Source organism: Phaeobacter sp. CC-HEC084 (genome assembly GCF_059429255.1).
On record NZ_JCAIJQ010000004.1, the window covers coordinates 118,409 to 141,989 of the forward strand.

Here is a 23,581-nt window from a genome sequence, read left to right on the forward strand (position 1 = left end):
GCCTACTCCAGCCCCGGTTCATCCAGCAGGTGACGCCCCTGCCGGTCCTCGACCTCGATCACCCAGAGGTCAGGGTCAAACTCGCCCTGCCGCCGGACCGAGGCATCCACATCAGTCTCTGGCCCTTCGGCCAGCAGAACCCATTTGCGGTCGCCGCTCATCAGATCGTAAGAGCGATGAAAGGCCTGCGCCTGCCCGTCCAGCGTGTTGAGCTTGACCAGAACCGCGCCGGCAGTGTCGTCGCCATGCGCGGCCACAAAGGCCGGAATGTCAGAAAACCGGAGCCGGGCAAGATAGGCATCGACCCAAAAGCGCGCGGTCAGACGGCTCATGCGTTTCCGTCTTTGAAATCAAGTCCCATCTCCGAATAGCGTTCGGATTCTTCGAGCCAGTTCGGCCGGACCTTGACCTGCAGGAACAGATGCACCTTGCGGTCCAGGAACTCTTCCAACTCGGCGCGGGCGGCCTGGCTGACGGCCTTGATGGTTTCGCCGCGCTTGCCCAGAACGATGCCCTTGTGACCATCGCGAACCACATAAATGATCTGGTCGATCTTGGCGGAGCCATCCTTGCGCTCTTCCCAGTTCTCGGTCTCGACGGTCAACTGGTAGGGCAGTTCCTGATGCAAGCGGAGCGTCAGTTTCTCGCGGGTCATCTCTGCCGCGATCATGCGCATGGGCAGATCAGCGATCTGATCCTCAGGGTAAAGCCACGGCCCCTCGGGGACCTGCTCTGCCAACCAGTGACGTAGATCCTCGACCCCGTGGCCGCGTTCGGCGGAAATCAGGAAGGTTTCGGAGAATTCATAGGCGTCGTTCAGCTTCTTGGTCAGCGCGAGGAGGTCCTCCGCCTGCACCTTGTCGATCTTGTTGATCGCCAGCGCCACAGTGCGGCCCTTGCCTATGTCGGCCAGCCCTTCAAGGATGCGCTCCACGCCTTCGGTAACGCCGCGATGGGCCTCGATCAGCAGTACCACGACATCCGCATCCGCAGCGCCGCCCCAGGCGGCCGCTACCATGGCGCGGTCCAGTCGGCGGCGCGGTTTGAACAGGCCGGGCGTGTCGACAAACACCAGCTGGCTGTCGCCCTCCATCGCCACGCCCCGGATCCGGGCGCGGGTGGTCTGTACCTTGTGGGTCACGATCGAGACCTTGGCCCCCACCATGCGGTTCAAAAGGGTGGATTTGCCTGCGTTCGGCTCTCCGATCAGGGCAATGAACCCGGCGCGTGTGGTCATGTGTCTTGCTCCAATCGTGTCAAAAGCGCCTTGGCAGCGGCCTGTTCAGCCTGCCGTTTCGACCCGGCGCTGGCCTGTTCCTCAGTCCCGTCATCCAGTCGGACCGCGATGGTAAAGATCGGCTGGTGATCCGGGCCTTCGCGGGCAACCTGCACATAGGCCGGCGGGTTCTGGCGGCGCGCCTGCACATATTCCTGCAAAGCGGTCTTCGGGTCGCGGGCGTCGTCCTCGACCTTGCCGATACGCGATCCCCACAGCCGCAGGATCATCTCCTGCGCTGCTTCGAACCCGGCGTCCTTGTAGACGGCGGCGATTACCGCCTCCATCGCATCGCCCAGCAGGGCCTCCTTGCGGCGCCCGCCGGACATCATTTCAGACCGGCCCAGTTTCAAGACGGACCCAAGGTCGATCTCGCGGGCGACATCGGCGCAGGCTTCCTTGCGCACCAGCGCGTTAAAGCGCGGCGCCAGCTGGCCTTCGGTCGCGGTCTTGTCATGTTCCAACAGCGCGGTGGACATCACGAGGCCCAGCACCCGGTCGCCGAGAAATTCCAGCCGCTGGTTGTCCTTGCGGTTCGGCGAAGACACCGAAGCATGGGTCAGCGCGCGCAGCAAAAGTTCGGGCCGGGCAAAGCTGTGCCCGATCCGATCCTCAAATGCCCGCATGTCTTTAGACAGTTTCACTCGATCCCCTTGAAGAAACGATCACCACGCCAGGTCCAGAAATACAACATCGAGCGCCCGGCAGAAGAGAACATGATGCGATCCGCGCGCCCGATCAGGTTTTCAAACGGTACGAAGCCGACACCTCCGGCAGATTGCGGCAGGCGGCTATCGCTGGAATTGTCGCGGTTGTCGCCCATGAAGAAATAATGGCCTTCGGGCACCTGATAAACGCCCGTGTGATCCATGCCCTGATTGGCGATATTCAAGATTACATGCTCCACCCCACCCGGCAAGGTTTCGATCTGCCGTGATTTGGCACAGGTCGCGCCCTCACCCACCGGTGCGTTCTCGCAGCGCGGGTAAGAGCCGATCGGCCCCTGACGCTCCATCAGCTCCTCGAAATCGCCTGCGTCCTGCAGCGCGACAGCAGTGCCATTGATCTGCAGAACGCCATTGGTCACCTGAATACGGTCGCCGGGCAGACCGATCAGTCGCTTGATGAAATCGGTACCGGTCACAGGATGCCGGAAGACAACGACATCACCGCGCTCGGGCTCGCTGCCCAGAATGCGAGTGTTTTCCCCGTCCAGAAAGCCGCAGATGTCGCTGGCATCGACGTCGATCCCGATGCTGCCCAGCCGCACGCTGGGGCAGGAAGCATAGGAATAACCATAGGCCATCTTGTTCACGAACAGGAAATCACCAATCAGCAGCGTCTCCTTCATCGACCCCGAAGGGATCCAGAACGGCTGAAAGAACAATGTCCGGAACACGCCGGCAATCAGCAGCGCGTAGACAATGGTCTTTATCGTCTCAAGGATCGAGTGTCCGGCATGGGATTTGGCCGTCATCAGGCTCTCCGGTGTTGTAGGTTGGGTCGGGGGCTACATGCGGCCCGGCTGGGTCTAAGTCAAGCATCCCCGCCGGATTCCCCCGCTGCGTCAGCAAAGGGTCGCGCTTCGATCATCACGATGGCCTGCGCCCAGGGGTGATCATCGGTCAGGGTGACATGGATATGCGCCTCGTGGCCCGGCGGGGTCATCTTGGCCAGCCGCTCCGCCGCCCAGCCGGTCACATGCATGACGGGTTGACCGGTGCGCAGGTTGCTGACGGACATGTCTTTCCAGGCGATGCCCATGCGCAGCCCGGTGCCGAGCGCCTTGGAACAGGCCTCCTTCGCGGCCCAGCGTTTGGCATAGGTGCCTGCCACATCCAGGCGGCGTTCCGATTTGCGCTGTTCGACCTCGGTAAAGACCCGGTTGCGGAACCGGTCGCCAAACCGGTCCAGCGTGCGCTGGATGCGGTCAATGTTGGCCAGATCGGCCCCGATGCCAAGGATCATGAAGCACCCATGGCGGTCAGTCCCGCCCTTCTTTCTTGCGGATCGCGGTCAGCTGGGATTTCGCACCCATGCCGGTAAAGAACCGCACGAGCACAAGCCCCAGCGCCGCCTGCAGCAGCGCTCCCCCAAACAGGACACTTGCGCCAACCGGATCGCTCATCATCTGACGCAGCGGTGGCATGATGACGCTGAGAAGCACCACGAAGATCAGGCTCAGCCCAAGGATCATCAGCGCCGCAGCCTTTGCAAACCGCCACAGGACGGCGCTGTCCGGCACCGCACGTTCTGCCTTGGCATATCGTTGCCCTTCGACCATCGCCGCAACGATGGCAGGAATGATGCTCATCCCGCCATTGGCAATGTTATGACCCAAAAGGACCTGCACGGCATAGACAACCGCGATCACCCCAATGGCCGTAGCCACATAAACCAGCGTAAAGCGTTTGAGGTTCATGCCTCTGCCCCGCTGCGCGCGGCATCCATCCGGCGGCGCATTTCCGCGATGGCTGCAGGCAGCCCCACGAACAGGGCTTCGCCGATCAGGAAATGACCGATGTTCAGCTCCATGACCTGCGGAAGGGCGGCGATGGGACCAACGCTGTCGTAGGTCAGACCGTGTCCGACATGGACCTCCAGCCCCAGATCATGCGCATAGGCGGCCATTTCGGTGATCTTCGCCAGTTCGGCGTCACGCTCGTCCCAGCGACCTTCGGCCCAGGCATCTGCATAGGCACCTGCGTGCAGTTCGATCACCGGCGCGCCGATGCGGTGGCTGGCTTCGACCTGGGCCTTGTCGGCAGCGATGAACATCGACACCCGGCTGCCCGCCTCGCGCAGGGGGGTGATGTATTCTGCCAGCGCATTGTCATTCCCGGCCACGTCCAGCCCGCCCTCGGTGGTGCGCTCTTCGCGCTTCTCCGGCACCAGGCAAACCGCATGGGGCTTGTGACGCAGGGCGATGGCCTGCATTTCTTCAGTGGCAGCCATTTCAAAATTCAGCGGCGCCTGCAGCACCTGCATCATGCCTTCGATGTCGCTGTCGATGATATGGCGGCGGTCTTCGCGCAGGTGTGCAGTGATCCCGTCGGCGCCTGCGTTCTGCGCCAGCAGAGCGGCGCGCACCGGATCCGGGTTGTCGCCGCCGCGGGCGTTGCGCACGGTGGCCACGTGGTCGATGTTGACGCCCAGCCTCAACCTGTTCTGTGCCTTGTTCTCTGCCATGATCCTCGGTCCTGAAAGGAATGTCCTGCGCCAGAGACTAGACAGGCAAACTCTGGGGGCAACCCCGATTTTCCATCCTGTTTCGGGAAACCACTACGGTCTAATCCGCGCGGCGTTTCACACGCGCACCCAGCGATGACTTGAGGCTGGTCTTCAACCCCTTCTTCGCCGGAGGTTCTGTGCTTTCCGCACCTTCCAGCGCGGCGCGGCGTTTGATCTCTTCAAACTTGGCCTTGATCTTGGCCCGGCGGCGCTGCTGGTAGGCCCGGATCAGCGGCAGGCTGACCATATAGCAAACCGTGGCGCAGATGATGCCCGGAATGATGCCGCCGATCATATAGGGATAGAACACCTCGTTGTAGAACACCTGCAACCCGTGCCAATCCGCCGGGCGGTCACTGTAGAGGGCAAAGAGGTTGTTCTTCAGATCGTCACCGGCAGCGAAAAATTTGCCCACCAGAGACTTATCCACTTCCTCGTCAAAATGGGTGCCCAGCAACCAGTGGCCGGTCTGCAGCGAGGCCACCCCGATCGGCACATAGGTCAGAGGGTTGCCGAAGAAGGTCGAGCTGAGCGCTGCAAGGATATTGCCATTCATCACCCGCGCGATGATCGCCGCCACAACGAAATGCATCCCGTAGAACGGTGTGAAGGTGGTAAAGACCCCAGCCCAGATGCCGCGGGCAATGCGTTCAGGCGAATCGGGAAGCCTGCGGACGCGGTGCTTGACGTAGTGAAACGCCCGGGTCCAACCGCCCCGAGGCCAGAAAAAATCCGCAACCGCACGAAGGGGCGGACGTCTGTCCCGGCGCCTGAATACCAACGGTCTGCGTCCTTCCCGGTTCCAGCCGAACCATTATCCCGGAATTGTGTGCTTTACCGGTTTTTCCCTGAACCGCACCACTTCGGCGACATGACTTTCCGCCTCCAACGTCAACATGAGGGAATGGAGCTGTTCCACATCCCGCAGCTCGACATTGATCATAAGCCGGTAAAAGTCTGGTTTCCGATCAACAAATTCCAGGTCCGAAATATTGGCCTTCTTCTCACCAATCAATGTACAAATCCGCCCCAGCACGCCTGCATCGTTGCCGACGATCATCTCAAGCGTGGTGTTGTAGACGGCCGGGTGGGTGCCGCTATGCCAATGCACATCGACCCAGCGCTCTGGCTGTTCTTCGAATTCGCCCAGCCGGTCACAATCGGCCGCATGCACGACTACGCCTTGGCCGCGGTAGGTGATGCCAATGATCCGCTCCCCAGGCAGGGGCTGGCAGCATGGCGCGCGTTCAAAGCTTTGCCCCGGCTCCAGACCGATCACCGCGCGGCGTGGCGAGATTTCCTCGCTCTCGTGGGCGGTCAGCTCAGGATAGACCGCCTGAACGACATCATGGGCCACGATCTCTGCCGCGCCCAGACGGGCAAGCAGTTCATCGACAGTACCGACGCGCAGCGCCCGGGCCGCTGTTTCCAGCGCCTTGTCTGTTGCCTTGCGGTTCACATGCTCAAAGGCCGAGCGCGCCAATTCATGCCCCAGCTTGACGAAGCGCGCCCGGTCCGCTTCGCGCAGCGAACGGCGGATGGCGGTGCGAGCCTTGCCAGTGGTGGCGATTTCCAGCCAGCTGACCTGCGGCGTCTGTCCTTCGGCGGTGATCACCTCGACCGACTGGCCATTGCGCAGCCGCGACCACAGCGGCACCCGGATGCCATCCACCTTGGCGCCAACGCAGGCATGGCCGATACGGGTGTGGATCGCATAGGCGAAATCGATCGGCGTCGCGCCCTTGGGCAGCTTGATCACGTCACCCTTGGGGGTGAAGCAGAAGACCTGGTCGGAATACATCTCCAGCTTGACCGCTTCGAGGAATTCATCGTGATCCTCCTCGGCGTCGAACTGTTCGGTGAGCGAGGAGATCCACTTCGCCGGATCCACCGCAAACGGATTTTCCGAGCGCACACCGTCGCGATAGGACCAATGCGCGGCAACACCGGTTTCGGCCACATCGTGCATCTGGCGGGTACGGATCTGCACCTCGACCCGCTTGCCGTCGCGACCCGACACCGTGGTGTGGATCGAACGATACCCGTTGGATTTCGGCTGACTGATGTAATCCTTGAACCGGCCCGGAACCGCCCGCCAGCGCTGGTGGATGGCGCCCAGCGCGCGATAGCTGTCTTCCTCGGACTGGGTAATCACACGGAAACCGTAGATATCGGAGAGGCGCGAGAACCCCTGATCCTTGGCCTGCATCTTGCGCCAGATCGAATAAGGCTTCTTGGCGCGACCAAAGACTTCGGCTTCGATCCCGGCCTTTTCCAACTCGGCGCGCATATCGCCGGTGATCCGGTGGATCACATCGCCGGTTTCCCGCTGCAATGTCACGAAACGGCGGATGATCGACTGGCGGCCCTCGGGGTTCAGCACCCGAAACGCCAGATCCTCAAGCTCCTCACGCATCCACTGCATGCCCATGCGTCCGGCCAGAGGCGCGTAGATATCCATGGTTTCGCGGGCTTTCTGCGCCTGTTTTTCCGGGCGCATCGCCTTGATCGTGCGCATATTGTGCAACCGGTCAGCCAGCTTCACCAGGATCACCCGCAGATCCTTGGACATCGCCATGAACAGCTTGCGGAAGTTTTCCGCCTGCTTGGTTTCCCGGCTCGACAGTTGCAGGTTGGTCAGCTTGGTGACCCCATCAACCAGCATGGCCACCTCATCGCCAAATCGGCGGGCAACCTCGTCATAAGACGCTTTGGTATCTTCGATGGTGTCGTGCAGCAGCGCGGTGATGATGGTCGCATCATCAAGGCGCTGCTCGGTCAGGATCGCTGCGACGGCCACCGGATGGGTGAAATAGGGTTCACCCGAGTGGCGGAACTGGCCTTTGTGCATCTCTTCGCCAAAGGCATAGGCTTCGGCGATGCGATCCGCGTTTGTCTTGGGGTTATAGTTGCGGACCAGAGCAATCAGATCTCCGGCGGAAATTTCAGCAGAAGTCATATCCGGTCCGCAGCCTCAGGTAGCAATCTCTGCGCCGCTCAGCCCTGGCTCTGGGCCTCCATCAGCGCACGCAGCAGTTTTTCCTCGGACATATCGTCCTCGGAGGGTTTGTCGTTGTCGGCCCCCATCAGCAGCGCCATCGAATCCTCTTCGGGCTCGTCGACTTCGATCTGGGTCTGGTTGCTTTCGATCAGACGCTCACGCAGCTCGTCGGCGCTCTGGGTCTCTTCTGCGATCTCGCGCAGCGACACGACGGGGTTCTTGTCGTTGTCACGCTCCACGGTGATCGGGGCGCCTGCGGAAATCTCGCGGGCACGATGGGCCGCAAGCATTACCAGCTCAAACCGGTTGGGGACTTTGTCTACGCAATCTTCAACCGTCACGCGGGCCATGGGCGACTCTCCAAAATATTAGTGGGTCCGGAAGGGAGACTTCTACGCCCATATGTTTTTATTGACAAGCGAAGAAAACCCCGAAACGGGTCAATATATCGGGATAACGCTGTCGATATCTGCTTTTGGCAGGGCATCCCGCATCTGGGCGGCTGTTTTATGCAGCACAGGATGACACCAATCCGGCGCGATATCGCACAGCGGCACCAGAACAAAGGCGCGGTCCTGCACCCGCGGATGCGGTAGAATCAGTTGGTCTGGCGTTGCCTCCATCTGCACTTCCAGCGGCAGATCGCGCCAGCGGACATATTCATCCTGATCCGGCAGGACACTGTCTCCTAACGAGATCAGATCGAGATCAAGCGTCCGCATACCCCAGCGCTCTCCGCGCTCGCGGGCATAATGCGCCTCGATCTCGTGCAGCCGGGTCAGCAGTGCCTGCGCAGAAAGGCTTGTTTCGATCTCAACGACAGCATTGGCATAGTCGGGCCCGGCCCCCGCAGGAAAACTGGGTGTCCTGAAAAACCGGGAAACCGCGCGCAAGGAAATTGCCGCACCGGGCAATTCCCCGACGGCCGCCGCAAGGGTGTCCTGCGGCAACAAATCGCGCAGGTTCAGGTTTCCTCCCAGCGCGATCAGTGATTTTGACCGGTTTTCGGTCATTTTGGCCTCGCTTCCGAAAATCCTTCCACTTGCGGCAGATGTCAAATAACTTACATTAAGTCCACCTGTTTCGCCGCTTTTTAGCATTCACTCACGGTACACTGGCGGAATAGTTATATCGGAAGGACAATTTTGATGTTTTACAAAGACGAACGGCTTGCGCTGTTCATCGATGGATCGAATCTATACGCAGCCGCCAAGGCATTGGGTTTTGACATCGATTACAAGCTTTTGCGGCAAGAATTCATGCGTCGCGGCAAGCTTCTGCGGGCCTTTTATTATACGGCACTGCTGGAAAATGACGAGTATTCTCCGATCCGTCCTCTGGTCGACTGGCTGCATTACAATGGCTTCACCATGGTTACAAAGCCAGCCAAGGAATACACTGACAGCATGGGCCGCCGGAAGGTCAAAGGAAACATGGATATCGAACTGACCGTCGATGCCATGGAGCTGGCGCCACGTGTGGACCATATCGTGCTGTTCTCAGGAGATGGCGACTTCCGCCCGCTGATCGCCAGCCTGCAGCGGCAGGGCGTCCGGGTATCGGTGGTCTCGACCATCCGCAGCCAGCCGCCAATGATCTCGGACGAACTGCGCCGTCAGGCCGACAATTTCATCGAGCTGGAAGAGCTCAAGGATGTGATTGGCCGCCCGCCGCGCGAATACCCGAACGAGCAGCGCACCCCCGCAGCGGCCCAGTCCTGACCTCACACAGCTGAATATTGGGGCTGCTCCGCCCTTCAGATATCAAAACAAAAGAAAGGCGCCCAACCACTCGGGGCGCCTTTCTTTGTATTCCGGTCCTTTGTCGAACAGAAACTGCAGGAAACACCGGCCGCTCTCGGCTCCCCCGCCCCCTTCTACCTTCGGGCTTTTATCCTCCGGCAGAACGGGCAGCAGGCGGTGGCCGCCCCAGCCCCTGCGGCAGCGCCGAGCCCGATGGCATATGAACGTTCAAAACCTTTTCAAGCGCGGCAATGGTCACCGGCTTTGACAAGTAGTCATCCATGCCCGCCGCAAGGCATTTATCCGCCTCCCCTTCCAGCGCATTGGCCGTGACGGCAATCACCGGCGTATGACCGCGCCCGTCCCGGGCCTCGGCCGCGCGCAGGGCGGCCGTCAGTTCAAACCCGTCCATCGTCGGCATCTGGCAATCCGTCAGCACAAGGTCAAACTGACCGGTCTCCCAGGCCTCAAGGCATTCCTTGCCGTCCCGGACAATCGTTGCGGAATACCCCAGCAGTTCCAATTGGGATTCAAAAACGGCCTGATTTATCTCGTTGTCCTCAGCCACCAGGATGCGCCCGCCTACATGTCCCGACGCTTCAGAGACGGGGGCGCCCCGCGTCTGGTCCTGCGGCGCCGCCCTACCGGACAGGTAAGCCAGACCGTCCCAGAAATGTTTGGGGATCACCGGCAGGTCCTGAACCGAATACCGTCCCGGGGCGCGAATGCCCGTGACATCGGTCCGGTCGCGGCTCAGGGACAGCAGCTTGACGCCTGGCGCTTCTTCTTCGATCCGGCTGCGCAGCCATTCACTCGTACGATCCTGCTCGGTCGGTGCCGTCAGCACAAAGATCTTGTCGGGTCCCGCCTTGCGCGCGATCGCCATGTACTCATCCCGGTTTGCGACCCATTTGATATCGCAATCCGCCGCCAGCGCATAAGAAGACCAGCAGGCCCGGTCGGTGCCCTTGGGCAGCATGGCAACGACTTGTTTCCCCGACAGCCGCAGGCATTTGAGCGGGCCGGAAGCATCCGCCACCGGCAGCCGCAGGGTAAAAGTCGCCCCGTCTCCCAGAGTACTATCGACCGAGATTTCGCCGCCCATCTTCTCTGCAAGCTGTTTGACGATGGTCAGCCCCAGACCATTGCCCTGGATCATACGCTTGACCACATCCCCGGAGCGCTCAAAGGGCTGAAAGATCGCCTTCTGAACCTCTGCATCCATGCCGATACCATTGTCTTCGACGACGAACTCGATCCAGTCGTCCCCCTGCAACTGCACCCGCAAGCTGACCTGGCCGACGGGTTCATCCGACTGCGGTGCCGAAAACTTGATCGCATTTCCGAGCAGATTCAGCAGCACCTGACGCAGACGACCGGCGTCTCCCAGGATAGAATCCGGCAGGTTCGCCTGCACCGACAGGGACAATTCGACCCGTTTCTGATCTGCATGGGCCCGCAGGGTTTCGGCGACGCTTTCGACAACGGGCAGCAAACGCATCGGCGCATTCGACAGCTCCATCTTGCCCGCTTCGATTTTCGACACGTCCAGAATATCGTCGATGATCCACAGCAGGGAAGACGACGATTCCTTGATCGCATGCAGGATACGCCGCTGTTCCGGGGAAAGCTCGGTGCTCTCCAGAATTTCGACCATGCCGATGACCCCGTTCATCGGGGTACGGATTTCATGGCTCATCGCGGCCAAAAATTCGCTTTTGGCACGATTGGCCTTGCGCTCTTTCTGATGCGATTTCCACAGTTCCTGACCATAGGAATCCGTCAGCTGCCCAAAGGCCATCATCTCGATCATGATAATACCGAAGACGGTCAGCATGATCGGTATCGACAGGTAGGTCCGAGAAAATTCCTCGTCAAAGATCGGAGAGCCAAAGTAATCGTAACCCAGCAGCCGGTACCCGATCCAGGCACACAGAACCGCCACGATCAGCCCGATGATATAGGGCTTTTCCCGCTTCAGAGAGAAGGCCATGAACGGCCCGCCGAGAAGCGCCACGAACATGAACTCGACGCTGCTGGCCGGGTGCAGGTTGAAAACCCCGCCCAGAACCGTGCACAGGCCGGCGACAAACCAGATTAGCCGCGCCGCCATTTTGTGCCGCGTGCGCATCAGATACCAGGCAGCCGCTGAACCGGCGCCGGCGATCAGAGCGATTTCGACGACCGTCAGCTCTCCCATGTAGATGCCAAAACCCATCCACAGAACACTCATCACCACAACAAGATTGGCCGTGGTCCGTACCGTACGGAACCGGCGTTCCATACTGTCCTCGACCGCGCGCCATTCAGCGGTGCTGCTGATTTTCTTTGTACTCGCTACGTCCGCCACTCCGGCCCCCAAGACCAAACGCTCGCCCTGTGAAGAGGGTTTCGCGAAAACCGGTGTTTTCAGTCCCGCACTCTAACCGCAGGCAAAGCCCTGAAATCACCTTATCCAAAACAGCAGCCTGCCTGCATCAGGTTAACATTCCGTCATTTCTGCGACAATCTACAGTCGTTTTCAGCAGGATGCCCTAGGGTGGCCTGCAACAGGCAGCTGCCTCTGGACCTTGCGGCCGGAAAACCCTACCTCTGGCCTGCAAGGAGATGCGCGACCATGACTTCAGACCTGTTCTCTGGCCAGCAGGCCCAGACCAATCAGCCCGCGAAACCGGCCCTGACCCTTTACCTGGCCGCCCCGCGCGGTTTTTGCGCGGGCGTGGACCGGGCGATCAAGATCGTGGAGATGGCGCTGGAGAAATGGGGCGCACCGGTCTACGTGCGCCATGAGATCGTGCACAACAAATACGTTGTTGATGGGTTGCGCGCCAAAGGCGCCGTCTTTGTCGAGGAACTGGACGAATGCCCGCTCGACCGCCCCGTGATCTTCTCCGCGCATGGGGTTCCGAAATCCGTCCCCGCAGAAGCGGAAAAACGTCAGATGGTCTATGTGGACGCCACTTGCCCGCTGGTGTCCAAGGTCCACATCGAGGCCCAGCGCCACGCCGAGGCGGGCCTGCAGATGATCATGATCGGCCACAAGGGCCACCCAGAGACAATCGGCACCATGGGCCAATTGCCCGAAGGCGAGGTTCTTCTGGTCGAAACCCCCGGTGACGTCGCCTCGGTCGAGGTCCGCGATCCGGACCGGCTCGCCTATGTGACGCAAACCACCTTGTCGGTGGACGACACCAAGGACATCGTTGCAGCGCTTGAGGCGCGGTTTCCCAACATCGTCGGCCCCCACAAGGAAGACATCTGCTATGCCACCACCAACCGTCAGGAAGCGGTCAAGGCGGTAGCGCCGAAATCCGACGCACTGCTGGTGGTCGGCGCGCCCAATTCCTCCAATTCGCGGCGGCTGGTCGAAGTCGGTGCCAAGGCGGGCTGCGCTTATTCACAGCTTGTGCAGCGGGCCGAGAATATCGACTGGCGCGCCCTCGAAGGCATCCGCAGCATCGCCATCACCGCAGGCGCCTCTGCGCCGGAACTGCTGGTGAACGAGGTCATCGATGCCTTCCGTGCCCGTTTCGATGTCACCGTCGACATCGTGGAAACTGCGGTCGAGCGGGTCGAGTTCAAAGTTCCCCGCGTGCTGCGCGCACCGGCCTGAAGCGGACCAGAACCGGGTCGGCCTTTATAGCAGATGGATCCCAAACACGCGCGACAGATCTGCCGCGTGCCGGGACTCCCCTGAACAGGCGCGGCGTGTTAGCAGTTGATCAACACCACTGCGCCGCAAGGAGGCCCGAGAGATGATTTCAATGCAGTTCCTGATCACCGCCCTTGTGGTTGTCATCGCGCCCGGCACCGGGGTCGTCTACACGCTGGCACTTGGGCTTGGCCAGGGAACGCGGGCTGCCCTCTGGGCGGCGCTTGGCTGTACCTTCGGCATCCTTCCCCATCTGGCAGCTGCAACGTTGGGCCTTGCTGCCGTGCTGCACAGTTCCGCCCTGCTGTTTCAGGTCGTCAAACTGGCAGGGGTTGCCTATCTGCTGTATCTGGCCTGGCAGGCGCTGAAATCCGGTGGTGCCCTCTCGATCACGTCGGACAGCCGCCCGCAATCAGGCCTGCGCATCGCCCGGCGCGGCGCGCTGATCAATATCCTGAACCCGAAACTGTCGGTCTTCTTCCTCGCTCTGCTGCCCCCCTTCCTGTCGGGCATCCCGGAGAGCGCTACCGCCGAGATGACCCTTCTCGGCGCCGTATTCATGGTGCTGACCTTTGTGGTTTTTGTTCTTTATGGCATTTTTGCCGCCAAGGCCCGCGACTTCGTTCTTGGCTCTGAACGGGTGCTGACCTGGCTGAACCGTGGCTTTGCCGCGATTTTTGCCGCTCTTGCCGTGCGGCTGGCGGCAGAACGGGCATGAACCGTATCCCGCTTGTCCCTCTGATCCTGGGCCTCGCCGGTCTGATCCCCTTTGTCTGGGGCGCGGCCACGCTTTGGCTGCCCGACCTTCAGGCCTGGGGCAGCAGCCATTTGGGTCCGCGGTTCGTCGGCCCCTATGTGCAGCTGTTCTATGGCTCGGTGATCCTCAGCTTCATGTCCGGCGTCCTTTGGGGGTTTGCCACAAAGACGAGCGGCGCCAAGGCTGCCGCGGGATATGCCCTGTCGGTGATCCCTGCCCTCTGGGCCTTCTTCATGACCGGCGGCGGACCGTTGAGCGCCGGGACCAACCTGATCTACGGTTTCGCAGGGCTACTGCTGCTGGACTGCGTCTTTTCTATCTGGAATCTGACCCCGCCCTGGTGGCTGCGTCTGCGGGTGCTGCTGACGCTAGTGGTCATCCTCTCCCTCTCTGTCGGAGTATACCTGTGAGCGATACTGAAACCATCAAGGTCTATGATGCCCGCGCGCAAGACTACGCCGCGCTGAATCAGGACTACCTCAGCAGCGATCCCAGGCTGGCCGCCTTTATCGCGGCCTGCCCTGCGAATGGCCGGGTTCTGGATCTTGGCTGCGGGCCAGGCACCTCGGCCGGGGTGATGGCAGAGGCAGGCCTGCAGGTTGACGCAACGGATGCCTCGGCGGAAATGACTGCCCTTGCCGCGCAGATCGACGGCGTGAACGCCTGGCAGGCACGCTTTGACGAGATCAGCGGAGACGGGATCTACGACGGGATCTGGGCCAACTTCAGCCTGCTGCACTCCCCGCGCAGCGACATGCCCCGGCATCTGCAGGACATCCACCGGGCATTGAAACCCAATGGCGCCTTTTACATTGCGCTCAAGCTCGGTAAAGGCGAGGCCCGCGACACCATTGGCCGCCTTTACACCTACTACGAGGAAGACGAATTGATCGATCTGCTGACCACCGCCGGTTTCACCCCTCTGGACCGCAGCCACGGCAAAGGCCCCGGGCTGGACGGTTCCGTCTCACACTGGATTTCGGTAGCCACCCATGGCTGATCTGTTTGCCTATACCGATGGCGCCTGTTCGGGCAATCCCGGTCCCGGCGGTTGGGGTGTGCTGCTGCGCGCGATGGACGGCGATGAGATCGTCAAGGAACGCGAGCTGAAGGGCGGCGAGCCAGAGACCACAAATAACCGGATGGAGCTTCTGGCGGCGATCAACGCGCTGGAGAGCCTCAGCCGTCCGACGAAAATTACCATCGTTACTGACAGTAACTACGTGAAGAACGGCATCACTGGCTGGATCTTCGGCTGGAAGAAAAACGGCTGGAAGAACGCTGCCAAGAAACCCGTGAAAAACGCCGAGCTATGGCAGCGTCTGGATGCGGCGCAGCACCAGCACGACGTGACATGGGAATGGGTCAAGGGCCACGCCGGGCATCCCGAAAACGAACGCGCCGATGAGCTGGCCCGCGCCGGCATGGCACCTTTCAAACCCGGCAAACGTAAATCGGCCTGAGACGGATCCGTCCCCGGCCCGGCCTCCCCCGAAGCACAGCCCAAGGGTTTTATGACCATGAGCTTTCTGACGCTGCTTGATTACGCTTCGGTGCTGGTCTTTGCCCTGACCGGCGCGCTGGTGGCCAGCCGGGCACAGCTTGATGTCGTCGGCTTTGCCTTTGTGGCCTGCCTGACTGCGGTAGGTGGCGGTACGGTGCGCGATCTGTTGCTGGACCGGCATCCGGTGTTCTGGGTGGATGATCCCAATTTCATCCTGCTGGCAGCGGGGGCCGCCGGTATCGTCTTTGTCACCGCCCACTTGGTGGAAAGCCGGATGAAATGGGTGATCTGGCTCGACAGTTTTGCCCTTGCCGTGGCGGTCCCGGCAGGCACTGGCGCCGCGCTGGCCATGGGCAAACCGCCGGTGGTCGTGGTCTTGATGGGCATGGCAACCGGATCGCTCGGCGGGTTGATGCGCGATGTGGTCTGCAACGAGGTGCCGCTGGTGCTAAAACAAGGCGAGCTTTACATCTCCTGCGCCATGGCGGGGGCGATCACTGCCGTAACCGCCATCTGGGCGGGGCTGGACACCGGGCCTGCCCTGCTGGCCTGCGGCGCAGTCTGCTGGGGGCTTCGCGCGGGGTCCATCGCCTTTGGCTGGCACCTGCCAGTCTACAAAAGCCGACCACCGCGCAGCTGAGGCTGCTACTTTTGCAGGTATTTCTGCCAGAGCCAGATCAGCAGCAGCGCCCCCAGTACCGCCCCGACCAGACCGGAGAGCATCCCCATCACCGCCAGCAGCGTGCGCAGCACCAACCCGCCAATCAGGGCGCCCGCGATGCCGATCGCCACGGTGGTGATGATATCCGCCTCGATCCGCATCATCCGCGTCGCCAGAAACCCGGCTGCGGCCCCGATGATGATAAGCGCGACAATGGACATCTGATTTCCTCCAATGGCTTGGCACGAGGATCAGCGCCCCGTTAGAGAAGAGGATGGCATTCACGCCCGGCAAAGGAAAGACGCAGCAGACCCGTTAAAGCCTGACACCCTTCGCCACCGGAAAGCCACGCAGAAAGATCTCGCGATCCTGCGCACCCTTGCCCGCCCGCTGCAGGCGCAACAGCTCGACCGCGCCGCTGCCGCAGGCAACGGTCAGGGCATCGTCCAGCACCTCACCCGCTTCGCCGCTGCCATCAGCAAGGCGCGAAGCAAGCAGTTTTACCCGCTGGCCATCAATCTCGCACCAGGCGCCGGGGAAGGGCGACAGGCCGCGGATCTTGCGATCCACCTCTTCCGCCGGTCTGGTCCAGTCGATCTGCGCCTCGCTCTTGTCGATCTTGCTGGCGTAGGTGACACCGTCTTCGGGCTGCACCTCAGGTACAAGCTCGGTCAGCTTCTCCAACGCCTCGACGATCAGGCCAGCGCCCATCGCGGACAGCCGGTCGTGCAATTGCGCAGTGGTTTCTTCGGCCTCTATGGCGGTGGCGCGGCGCAGCAGCACCGGGCCGGTATCCAGTCCGGCCTCCATCTGCATGATGCAGATGCCGGTCTCCGCATCCCCAGCCATGATGGCACGGTGGATCGGCGCCGCCCCGCGCCAGCGCGGCAGAAGGCTGGCGTGGATATTAAGACAGCCATGTTTCGGCGCATCCAGCACCGCCTGCGGCAGGATCAGCCCATAGGCCACCACCACGGCGACATCAGCGCCCAGCGCGGCAAACTCTGCCTGTTCCTCGGCGCCTTTCAGAGAGACCGGATGGCGCACCTCAAGGCCCAGCGCCTCGGCTCGGGCATGGACCGGTGTCGGGCGATCCTTCTTGCCACGTCCCGCCGGGCGCGGCGGTTGGCAATAGACGGCGGCGATCTCGTGACCGGCCTCGACCAGCGCATCCAGCACCGGTACGGAAAAATCGGGCGTTCCCATAAAGATGACACGCATCGGCCAGACCTCCCTTAACCGGTCAGTTTCTTGGATTTGCGGATCAGCATGTCGCGCTTCACCTTGCTGAGACGGTCGATATAGAGTTTGCCATCCAGATGGTCGATCTGGTGCTGCACCGAGGTTGCCTCGATCCCGACAAAATCCCGCTCGGTGATCTCGCCAGTCTCATCCATATAGCGCACGGTGACAGCGCGGGGGCGTTTCACCTTGGCCGACACGCCCGGCAAGTTGGGCGAGGCCTCGTCATGTTCGCGCAGCTGGGTGGAGGCATGCAGGATCTCGGGGTTCGCCATCCGCACCGCCTTGCCGCGCTCGGTCGATCCATCAACCACCGCAAGGCGCAGCATCACGCCGATCTGATTGGCACCAAGGCCAACGCCTGGCATCGCCTCCATCGTGTCGATCATGTCCTGCCAGATCTGCCGGATCTCATCAGTGATCTCTGTCACCTCTTCGGCGCGGGTGCGCAGGCGCTTGTCGGGCCAGGGCAGGCAGGGGCGGACAGTCATTCTGTGGTCCCTTTCAGGGCGTTGTATTCCGCCTCGACCACAGCGCGGGCCTCAGCGTCGAGGTGGTCAAAGGTCACGGTGCCATTGAGATGATCGAATTCATGCTGGATGCAGCGCGCCTCGAACCCGTCGAAATCGGCCATGTGAATGTCCCCTTCGGCAGCGGTCCATTGCACGGTGACCGCCACGGGGCGTTCGACCGGAACCATGACACCGGGGATCGACAGGCAGCCTTCCTCCATCGTCACCGGCACGCGTTCAACCGCCATGATCGACGGGTTGATCATGACCATGGGGGAGCGTTTCCCCTCTTTCCAGGTGCAATCCATCACGAAGAGGCGTTTCAGCACCCCCACCTGCGGCGCGGCCAGACCCCGGCCATTGGCGGCGTACATTGTGTCGAACATGTCGGCGATCAGATCGTCGAGCTGCTCCTGCTCCACCGGGGCGCAGTGCTGGCTGAGCCGCGGATCAGGCCATTTCAGGATCGGTAAAACGGCCATGGGCAAGCCCCCTCTTTCAACGTTCCGGTCAGAGCCTTACTGCTCCCGGGCGCGCTCGCGTTTCAGCTTTTGCATCTTGCGGGTGATCATCTGCCGCTTCAGCGGTTTCAGATAATCGATGAACAGTTTTCCGTTCAGATGATCGATCTCGTGCTGCACGCAGGTCGCCCAGAGCCCGTCAAAGGTTTCCCGCTGCGCATTGCCGTCCCGGTCCATCCATTCCACCTCGACCTCTTTGGGGCGGGTGACTTCGGCGTATTGCTCGGGGATCGACAGGCAGCCTTCCTCGTAGACGTTGGTTTCGTCCGAAGAGGCAATCACAGCGGGGTTGAACATCACCAGCGGGCGCGCATCGCCCTCGCCTTCCTTGGCGCAATCCAGTGCGATCACCCGTTGCAGGATGCCAACCTGCGGCGCCGCCAGACCGATGCCCGGCGCCGCATACATGGTTTCCAGCATGTCATCAGCCAGGGTGCGCAGATCGTCCGAAATATCGGCAACCGGTACGCAAACCTTTTTCAGGCGGGGGTCGGGATGGATCAGGATAGGACGTTTCATGCGCTTGATTTAGGCGATTGCACCCCGCCCTGCAACGCCCCCCTTGCGCGCAGCGTCATTGTGCGTAGCTTCTCTGCCAAACAACCGGAGTTTAAACCATGGATTTTGACACCCTGATCGACCGTCGCGGCACCCATTGCGCCAAATGGGACATGATGGAGAGCCTTTATGGCGTCTCGCCTGATGAGGGGCTTGCGATGTGGGTGGCCGATATGGATTTCCCGGTGCCCCCTGCGGTCACCGACAAGATGCGCGAAATGGCAGATCACGGCGTCTATGGCTATGTAAACTGCGACGAGCCCTACAAGAACGCAATCCAATGGTGGATGCAGAACCGCCACGGCTGGCAGGTCGAAGCCGATGCGATCTTCACCACGACCGGCCTCGTTAACGGCGTCGGCATGTGCCTTGATACCTTCACCCAGCCGGGCGATGGCATCGTCCTGTTCACCCCGGTCTACCACGCCTTTGCCAAGGTGATCCGCAATGCGGGCCGCGAAGTAGTCGAATGCCTGATGACCAACAATAATGGGCATTACGAGATGGATTTCGACGCCTATGACGCGCAGATGACCGGCAAAGAGAAGATGGTCATCCTGTGTTCGCCGCACAATCCGGGCGGCCGCGTCTGGAGCCAGGAAGAGCTGCAGGCGGTTGCGGATTTCGCCAAACGCCACGACCTGATCCTGTTGTCGGACGAGATCCACCACGATCTGGTCTACCCCGGCCACACCCACATCCCGATGCAGAACGCCGTGCCCGAGGTGACCGAACGGCTCTTGATGCTGACCGCACCGTCGAAGACCTTCAACTTTGCCGGGCTGCACACCGGTCAGGTGATCATCCCCGACCCGCATCTGCGCGAACAGTTCCAGCGCCGCATGCTGGCCCTGGCGCTGGCGCCGAATTCGGCCGGGCAATACGCCACCGCTGCCGCCTATTCCCCCGAGGGCGCCGCATGGGCAGACCAGCTGATCGCCTATCTGGATGGCAACCGGAAGGTCTTTGACGCAGCGATCGAAAAGATCCCCGGCCTGTCCTCGATGCCGCTGGCAGCCACCTACCTGTCCTGGGTCGATTTCTCCGGCACCGGGATGAGCCGCGAGGAATTCACCAAACGGGTCGAACAGGGCGCAAAGATCGCCGCCAACCACGGCACCACCTTTGGCACCGGCGGCGAGAACTTCCTGCGGTTCAACCTCGGCACCCAGCGCTCCCGCATCGAGGAAGCCTGCCGCCGCCTGACCGAAGCCTTCTCGGACCTTCAGTAATTACACAGAAGCGGGCGCAGCGATCACGCTGCGCCCGAAAATATCGGCCCGATCTTCGGGCTCGGAATTGGAATAGGTCAGAGCGGGCTCGGTTCAGGCCTCGCCATGCACCCCGTCATAAGCGATCAGAGCCACCGGCGCGTCCGGCGCGCGGTAGAAATCCAGCGGCGCGGTTTCGGCGGCAGCAGTGGCACGCTTGAACTCGTACCGCATCTCGCCGCCTTCCGATTCAGAGGCGACGATCAGGCACTGCGAGATGTGGCGGGCACCATCATAGAGATCGACGAGGCCCCGCAGTTGCGGCGCGGTTGCCTCTTCCACCGAAAAACCGGTCTTCCACATGCGCAGAACCGGAAACTGCGACTCTCCGACCTGCACGCGCAGGCGGCTTTTCTTTTTCAGCCCCTGAACGCGGGCGGCGTCCAGCGCCTCTTGAACGGCTTTCGGAACATAGGTGGTCATGGCATCTGCCTTTCCGGTGGATCATCTGATCGGCTCTGCTGAGCCTCTCTAGGGTGACTCATAATTGCCTAAAATCAAGTGAACTTTTTTCAATGCTGCGGCGCCCGTGGCTGCTGCTTCCTGCAGGTTGTGCAGATCCGCAGGGAGGCTGCGCGCCTGTCGGCATGGGCGACACCCTCCGAAGTGCCTAGTTTGCGGGCATGGAACGGAAGGAGCGAAAACAATGGGTCTTTTGATCGACGGTACCTGGCACGACAAATGGTATGATACCAAATCCACAGGCGGCGCCTTTGAACGCTCCGTATCGCAGTTTCGCAACTGGATTACGGCGGATGGCAGCGCCGGGCCATCGGGCGATTCTGGCTTTGCCGCCGAAAGCGGGCGGTATCACCTCTATGTCTCTCTCGCCTGCCCCTGGGCCCACCGGACGCTGATCTTTCGCCAGCTGAAAGAGCTGACCGACCATATCTCAGTCTCAGTGGTGCATCCCGACATGCTGGACCGGGGCTGGACCTTTGAGAAAGACGAGCATGGTGCCACCGGCGACACCCTGTTCGGTCACGATTACGCCTACGAGATCTACACCCGCGCCGATCCGACCTATTCCGGGCGCGTCACGGTGCCGATCCTCTGGGACAAGCAGCGCGAAACCATCGTGTCGAACGAAAGCTCGGAAATCATCCGCATGTTCAACACGGCTTTTGATGATCTGACCGGCAACCGGGACGATTACTGGCCCGAAGAACTGCGTGAGCCGATCGAGGCGGTGAACGCGCGCGTCTATGACACGGTGAACAATGGCGTCTACCGCTGCGGCTTTGCCACCAGCCAGGCCGCCTATGACGAAGCCGTCACCCCGCTCTTCGACACGCTGGACTGGCTGGAGGACCTCCTGTCCGAACATCGTTACCTGCTGGGCACACGCGTGACCGAGGCCGACTGGCGCCTGTTCACCACCCTCCTGCGGTTCGATCCGGTCTATCACCTGCATTTCAAATGCAACCGCAAGCGCATCATCGATTACCCGAACCTCTGGGCCTATACGCGCGAACTGTATCAGTGGCCCGGTGTGCAGCAGACCATCGGTATGGATCACATCGTGCGCCACTATCACTATAGCCATGACACCATTAACCCGAACCGGATTCTGCCCATCAACCCGGTGATCGACTGGCTGGAACCGCACGGGCGAGGCTAAGGAATTCCTTACTTTTGGGGCTTTCGGGCCTGCATTGCAACTTCTGATTGCGACATTCGGTTGCCTTATCACCCGGGCTGTTTCATACGGCCCGGGTCCGGCACCGGGATGTCCCGTGGCCTTTTCACGAGTCAGGGCCTGCAATGGTAGCAAGCAATACAGCAAGCAAGAACGCGCAGCGCGATCACGGCGGCAATCTCGCGGCCGCGATGGAACAATACGGCGGGACACGAGAGGGTTGGATCGACCTCTCCACCGGCATCAACCCGACCCCCTACCCGCTGCCAGACTTCACGGCGGCAGACTGGTCGGCGCTGCCCGACAGCGCCGCCGCCGAGGATCTGCATCAGGCAGCCCGCCGGTTCTGGAACGTTCCGGATGGAGCCGAGATTCTTTCCGCCCCCGGTGCGTCCTCCCTGATTGCCCTGGCCCCTGCGCTGGCCGATCCGCGCTGGGTGCGGATTGAGACACCGACCTATAACGAACACGCGGCCGCCTTTCGCGCCCATGGCTGGAGCGTCACGGGCCAAGGCCCCGCCGAAGCCTGCGTCGCGGTACACCCCAACAATCCGACCGGCCGCCAGTGGCAAGCCGAAGAGCTGGCTGCGCCCTTCCGTATCATCGATGAAAGCTTTTGCGACATCTGCCCTGATCAGAGCCTGATCCATCTGGCGGCAGAACCCGGCACGCTGGTGTTGAAAAGCTTTGGCAAGTTCTGGGGGCTGGCCGGTCTGCGCCTTGGCTTTGCCATTGGCGATCCTGAGCTGATTTCCCGCCTCTCTGAACTGCAAGGCCCCTGGTCAGTGTCCGGTCCGGCGCTGAAAACCGGCATCCAGGCGCTTTCGGATACAGATTGGGCGGCGCAGACCCGCACAAGGCTGGCGGAGGACGCTGCTCGGATGGACGACATGATCCTGCCCAAAGGCGCGGAACTGGCAGGCGGCACCGATCTGTTCCGTCTCTATCACGTCGATGATGCCGCCGCCTGGCAGCAGCGACTGGCGCGCGCCCATATCTGGAGCCGCATTTTCCCCTATTCAGACACCTACCTGCGCCTTGGCCTGCCTCCGGCAGCAGGCTGGGACCGGCTGGAGGCCGCCCTTTGATCACCGCAACCCTTCTGATCCCCGCCCTGATCCTAGACGCCATTCTGGGGGAACCCCGTTGGCTATGGAACAGATTACCGCATCCGGCGGTGCTGATGGGACAACTGGTTGGTGCCCTCGATGCACGGCTCAACTCCGGCGCCGGGCGCCGGGCCAAGGGCGTGGTCGCCGTTCTGGTCCTCGTCCTCACCGGCCTTCTGATCGGTTGGCTGCTGTCACTCTTTGGCGCCTTGATGGAGGTCCTCGTGGCCGCAATCCTGATCGCCCAGCGCTCGCTCTGCGATCATCTGCAGGCGGTGGTTCAGGGCCTGCAAAAGGACGGTCTGCACGGCGGCCGCGCGGCAGTTGCCATGATCGTCAGCCGCGACACCACCGAGATGACCGGCCCACAGGTCGCCCGCGCGGCCATCGAAAGCGGCGCCGAAAACATGTCAGACGGTGTGATCGCCCCCGCCTTCTGGTTTCTGATCGCCGGGCTGCCCGGATTGCTGGCCTACAAGATGATCAACACCGCCGACAGCATGATCGGCTACCGCAACGCGCGCTATCGCGACTTTGGCTGGGCGGCGGCGCGGCTCGATGACCTGGTCAACTGGATCCCGGCGCGGCTGACGTCGCTTTTGATGGCGCTGGCCGGAGGAACCTTGCGGGACTGGTCCGCGATTGCCGAGGACGCCCGCAAGCATCGCTCCCCGAATGCCGGCTGGCCTGAGGCCGCCATGGCGCGGGCGCTTGATGCTGCCCTGTCCGGACCGCGTTCCTATGACGGCGAGATGCAAGAATTTCCCTGGGTGCACGAAGATGGTGCCAAAGGCATCGGCGCCGAGGCAATCCGGCGCTGCACCGAGATGCTTTGGAAAACCTGGGGACTTGGCCTGCTGCTGACGGTTGCTATTGCGGTGATCTTCTAGCACACACTTGGGGCA

Annotated in this window: 29 protein-coding genes; 11 read left to right on the plus strand and 18 right to left on the minus strand. The window is 61.5% G+C overall.

Annotated features, from left to right (window positions below):
* Window positions 1-2 precede the first annotated feature (2 nt).
* From AC5SSZ_RS14490 to folK, 11 genes are all read right to left on the minus strand, one after another.
* Window positions 3-332, minus strand: a complete 330-nt coding sequence (locus AC5SSZ_RS14490; protein WP_495438485.1) for a DUF1491 family protein — start codon at window positions 330-332, stop codon at window positions 3-5.
* On the minus strand, window positions 329-1,237 hold the full coding sequence (gene era, locus AC5SSZ_RS14495; protein ID WP_065271520.1) for a GTPase Era: 909 nt from the start codon (window positions 1,235-1,237) through the stop codon (window positions 329-331). The genes AC5SSZ_RS14490 and era overlap by 4 nt, the downstream gene beginning before the upstream one ends.
* Entirely contained in the window at window positions 1,234-1,920 is a 687-nt protein-coding gene (gene rnc, locus AC5SSZ_RS14500) for a ribonuclease III (protein ID WP_065271521.1), read from the minus strand. The genes era and rnc overlap by 4 nt, the downstream gene beginning before the upstream one ends.
* Window positions 1,917-2,753 carry a signal peptidase I gene (gene lepB / locus AC5SSZ_RS14505; protein WP_065271522.1) on the minus strand — a complete coding sequence of 279 codons (837 nt, stop codon included), beginning with the start codon at window positions 2,751-2,753 and terminating at the stop codon, window positions 1,917-1,919. The genes rnc and lepB overlap by 4 nt, the downstream gene beginning before the upstream one ends.
* 59 nt (window positions 2,754-2,812) lie before the next feature.
* Window positions 2,813-3,244 (minus strand): holo-ACP synthase, encoded by a 432-nt coding sequence (acpS, locus tag AC5SSZ_RS14510; protein ID WP_495438488.1) that lies wholly within the window; start codon window positions 3,242-3,244, stop codon window positions 2,813-2,815.
* Window positions 3,245-3,260: 16 nt separating this feature from the next.
* The gene (locus AC5SSZ_RS14515; protein ID WP_495438489.1) at window positions 3,261-3,698 is read right to left on the minus strand and encodes an ABZJ_00895 family protein; all 438 of its coding nucleotides are present in this window, start codon (window positions 3,696-3,698) and stop codon (window positions 3,261-3,263) included.
* Window positions 3,695-4,465: a pyridoxine 5'-phosphate synthase gene (locus tag AC5SSZ_RS14520; protein ID WP_274868488.1), complete on the minus strand. Its 771-nt coding sequence runs from the start codon at window positions 4,463-4,465 to the stop codon at window positions 3,695-3,697. Before AC5SSZ_RS14520 ends, AC5SSZ_RS14515 begins: the two co-directional genes overlap by 4 nt.
* 100 nt (window positions 4,466-4,565) lie before the next feature.
* Entirely contained in the window at window positions 4,566-5,288 is a 723-nt protein-coding gene (locus AC5SSZ_RS14525; RefSeq protein ID WP_065271526.1) for a DUF2062 domain-containing protein, read from the minus strand.
* Between the two features lie 33 nt (window positions 5,289-5,321).
* The gene (locus AC5SSZ_RS14530; protein ID WP_065271527.1) at window positions 5,322-7,466 is read right to left on the minus strand and encodes a RelA/SpoT family protein; all 2,145 of its coding nucleotides are present in this window, start codon (window positions 7,464-7,466) and stop codon (window positions 5,322-5,324) included.
* Window positions 7,467-7,504: 38 nt separating this feature from the next.
* Window positions 7,505-7,858 (minus strand): DNA-directed RNA polymerase subunit omega, encoded by a 354-nt coding sequence (gene rpoZ / locus AC5SSZ_RS14535; RefSeq protein ID WP_065271528.1) that lies wholly within the window; start codon window positions 7,856-7,858, stop codon window positions 7,505-7,507.
* A gap of 90 nt (window positions 7,859-7,948) precedes the next feature.
* Window positions 7,949-8,521, minus strand: a complete 573-nt coding sequence (gene folK, locus AC5SSZ_RS14540) for a 2-amino-4-hydroxy-6-hydroxymethyldihydropteridine diphosphokinase (RefSeq protein WP_274835490.1) — start codon at window positions 8,519-8,521, stop codon at window positions 7,949-7,951.
* A gap of 135 nt (window positions 8,522-8,656) precedes the next feature.
* Here folK and AC5SSZ_RS14545 point away from each other — a divergent pair, with 135 nt between their 5' ends.
* Window positions 8,657-9,229 carry a LabA-like NYN domain-containing protein gene (locus AC5SSZ_RS14545; RefSeq protein ID WP_274830289.1) on the plus strand — a complete coding sequence of 191 codons (573 nt, stop codon included), beginning with the start codon at window positions 8,657-8,659 and terminating at the stop codon, window positions 9,227-9,229.
* A gap of 169 nt (window positions 9,230-9,398) precedes the next feature.
* Here AC5SSZ_RS14545 and AC5SSZ_RS14550 read toward each other — a convergent pair whose 3' ends face one another.
* Window positions 9,399-11,600, minus strand: a complete 2,202-nt coding sequence (locus tag AC5SSZ_RS14550) for an ATP-binding protein (protein ID WP_065271531.1) — start codon at window positions 11,598-11,600, stop codon at window positions 9,399-9,401.
* A 267-nt stretch (window positions 11,601-11,867) separates the two neighbouring features.
* On the opposite strand from AC5SSZ_RS14550, the gene ispH reads away from it, so the two are divergent.
* The 6 genes from ispH to AC5SSZ_RS14580 all read left to right on the plus strand — a co-directional run bounded on the left by ispH (window position 11,868) and on the right by AC5SSZ_RS14580 (window position 15,803).
* Window positions 11,868-12,863, plus strand: coding sequence for a 4-hydroxy-3-methylbut-2-enyl diphosphate reductase (ispH, locus tag AC5SSZ_RS14555; protein WP_495438492.1), 996 nt, complete (start codon window positions 11,868-11,870; stop codon window positions 12,861-12,863).
* Between the two features lie 142 nt (window positions 12,864-13,005).
* Window positions 13,006-13,620 carry a LysE family translocator gene (locus AC5SSZ_RS14560; protein WP_274830291.1) on the plus strand — a complete coding sequence of 205 codons (615 nt, stop codon included), beginning with the start codon at window positions 13,006-13,008 and terminating at the stop codon, window positions 13,618-13,620.
* Window positions 13,617-14,069 carry a DUF3429 domain-containing protein gene (locus AC5SSZ_RS14565; RefSeq protein ID WP_274835493.1) on the plus strand — a complete coding sequence of 151 codons (453 nt, stop codon included), beginning with the start codon at window positions 13,617-13,619 and terminating at the stop codon, window positions 14,067-14,069. The genes AC5SSZ_RS14560 and AC5SSZ_RS14565 overlap by 4 nt, the downstream gene beginning before the upstream one ends.
* On the plus strand, window positions 14,066-14,659 hold the full coding sequence (locus AC5SSZ_RS14570; RefSeq protein WP_495438493.1) for a class I SAM-dependent methyltransferase: 594 nt from the start codon (window positions 14,066-14,068) through the stop codon (window positions 14,657-14,659). Before AC5SSZ_RS14565 ends, AC5SSZ_RS14570 begins: the two co-directional genes overlap by 4 nt.
* A complete protein-coding gene (gene rnhA, locus AC5SSZ_RS14575; RefSeq protein WP_065271536.1) occupies window positions 14,652-15,122 on the plus strand; it encodes a ribonuclease HI in 471 nt (156 codons plus the stop codon). Before AC5SSZ_RS14570 ends, rnhA begins: the two co-directional genes overlap by 8 nt.
* A gap of 57 nt (window positions 15,123-15,179) precedes the next feature.
* Window positions 15,180-15,803, plus strand: a complete 624-nt coding sequence (locus AC5SSZ_RS14580) for a trimeric intracellular cation channel family protein (protein ID WP_274830294.1) — start codon at window positions 15,180-15,182, stop codon at window positions 15,801-15,803.
* A 5-nt stretch (window positions 15,804-15,808) separates the two neighbouring features.
* Here the strand turns inward: AC5SSZ_RS14580 and AC5SSZ_RS14585 are convergent, their stop codons facing one another.
* The 5 genes from AC5SSZ_RS14585 to def (AC5SSZ_RS14605) form a co-directional block, all read right to left on the minus strand.
* Entirely contained in the window at window positions 15,809-16,045 is a 237-nt protein-coding gene (locus tag AC5SSZ_RS14585; protein ID WP_065271538.1) for a GlsB/YeaQ/YmgE family stress response membrane protein, read from the minus strand.
* Between the two features lie 94 nt (window positions 16,046-16,139).
* The gene (gene fmt, locus AC5SSZ_RS14590; RefSeq protein ID WP_495438494.1) at window positions 16,140-17,045 is read right to left on the minus strand and encodes a methionyl-tRNA formyltransferase; all 906 of its coding nucleotides are present in this window, start codon (window positions 17,043-17,045) and stop codon (window positions 16,140-16,142) included.
* 14 nt (window positions 17,046-17,059) lie between these two features.
* A complete protein-coding gene (gene def, locus AC5SSZ_RS14595) occupies window positions 17,060-17,557 on the minus strand; it encodes a peptide deformylase (protein ID WP_274835498.1) in 498 nt (165 codons plus the stop codon).
* Window positions 17,554-18,060, minus strand: a complete 507-nt coding sequence (def, locus tag AC5SSZ_RS14600; protein ID WP_495438495.1) for a peptide deformylase — start codon at window positions 18,058-18,060, stop codon at window positions 17,554-17,556. The genes def (AC5SSZ_RS14595) and def (AC5SSZ_RS14600) overlap by 4 nt, the downstream gene beginning before the upstream one ends.
* Before the next feature lie 36 nt (window positions 18,061-18,096).
* Entirely contained in the window at window positions 18,097-18,618 is a 522-nt protein-coding gene (gene def, locus AC5SSZ_RS14605; RefSeq protein ID WP_065271542.1) for a peptide deformylase, read from the minus strand.
* Window positions 18,619-18,716: 98 nt separating this feature from the next.
* Here def (AC5SSZ_RS14605) and AC5SSZ_RS14610 point away from each other — a divergent pair, with 98 nt between their 5' ends.
* Window positions 18,717-19,889 carry a MalY/PatB family protein gene (locus AC5SSZ_RS14610; RefSeq protein ID WP_495438497.1) on the plus strand — a complete coding sequence of 391 codons (1,173 nt, stop codon included), beginning with the start codon at window positions 18,717-18,719 and terminating at the stop codon, window positions 19,887-19,889.
* Window positions 19,890-19,982: 93 nt separating this feature from the next.
* On the opposite strand, the gene AC5SSZ_RS14615 is transcribed toward AC5SSZ_RS14610, so the two are convergent.
* Window positions 19,983-20,351 (minus strand): hypothetical protein, encoded by a 369-nt coding sequence (locus AC5SSZ_RS14615; protein WP_495438499.1) that lies wholly within the window; start codon window positions 20,349-20,351, stop codon window positions 19,983-19,985.
* Between the two features lie 223 nt (window positions 20,352-20,574).
* Between AC5SSZ_RS14615 and AC5SSZ_RS14620 the strand changes: the two genes are divergently transcribed.
* The 3 genes from AC5SSZ_RS14620 (at window position 20,575) to cbiB (ending at window position 23,566) form a co-directional block, all read left to right on the plus strand.
* Window positions 20,575-21,549 carry a glutathione S-transferase family protein gene (locus tag AC5SSZ_RS14620; protein ID WP_495438501.1) on the plus strand — a complete coding sequence of 325 codons (975 nt, stop codon included), beginning with the start codon at window positions 20,575-20,577 and terminating at the stop codon, window positions 21,547-21,549.
* 143 nt (window positions 21,550-21,692) lie between these two features.
* Window positions 21,693-22,655 (plus strand): threonine-phosphate decarboxylase CobD, encoded by a 963-nt coding sequence (gene cobD, locus AC5SSZ_RS14625; RefSeq protein ID WP_495438503.1) that lies wholly within the window; start codon window positions 21,693-21,695, stop codon window positions 22,653-22,655.
* A complete protein-coding gene (gene cbiB / locus AC5SSZ_RS14630) occupies window positions 22,652-23,566 on the plus strand; it encodes an adenosylcobinamide-phosphate synthase CbiB (protein WP_495438505.1) in 915 nt (304 codons plus the stop codon). The genes cobD and cbiB overlap by 4 nt, the downstream gene beginning before the upstream one ends.
* Window positions 23,567-23,581 lie beyond the last annotated feature (15 nt).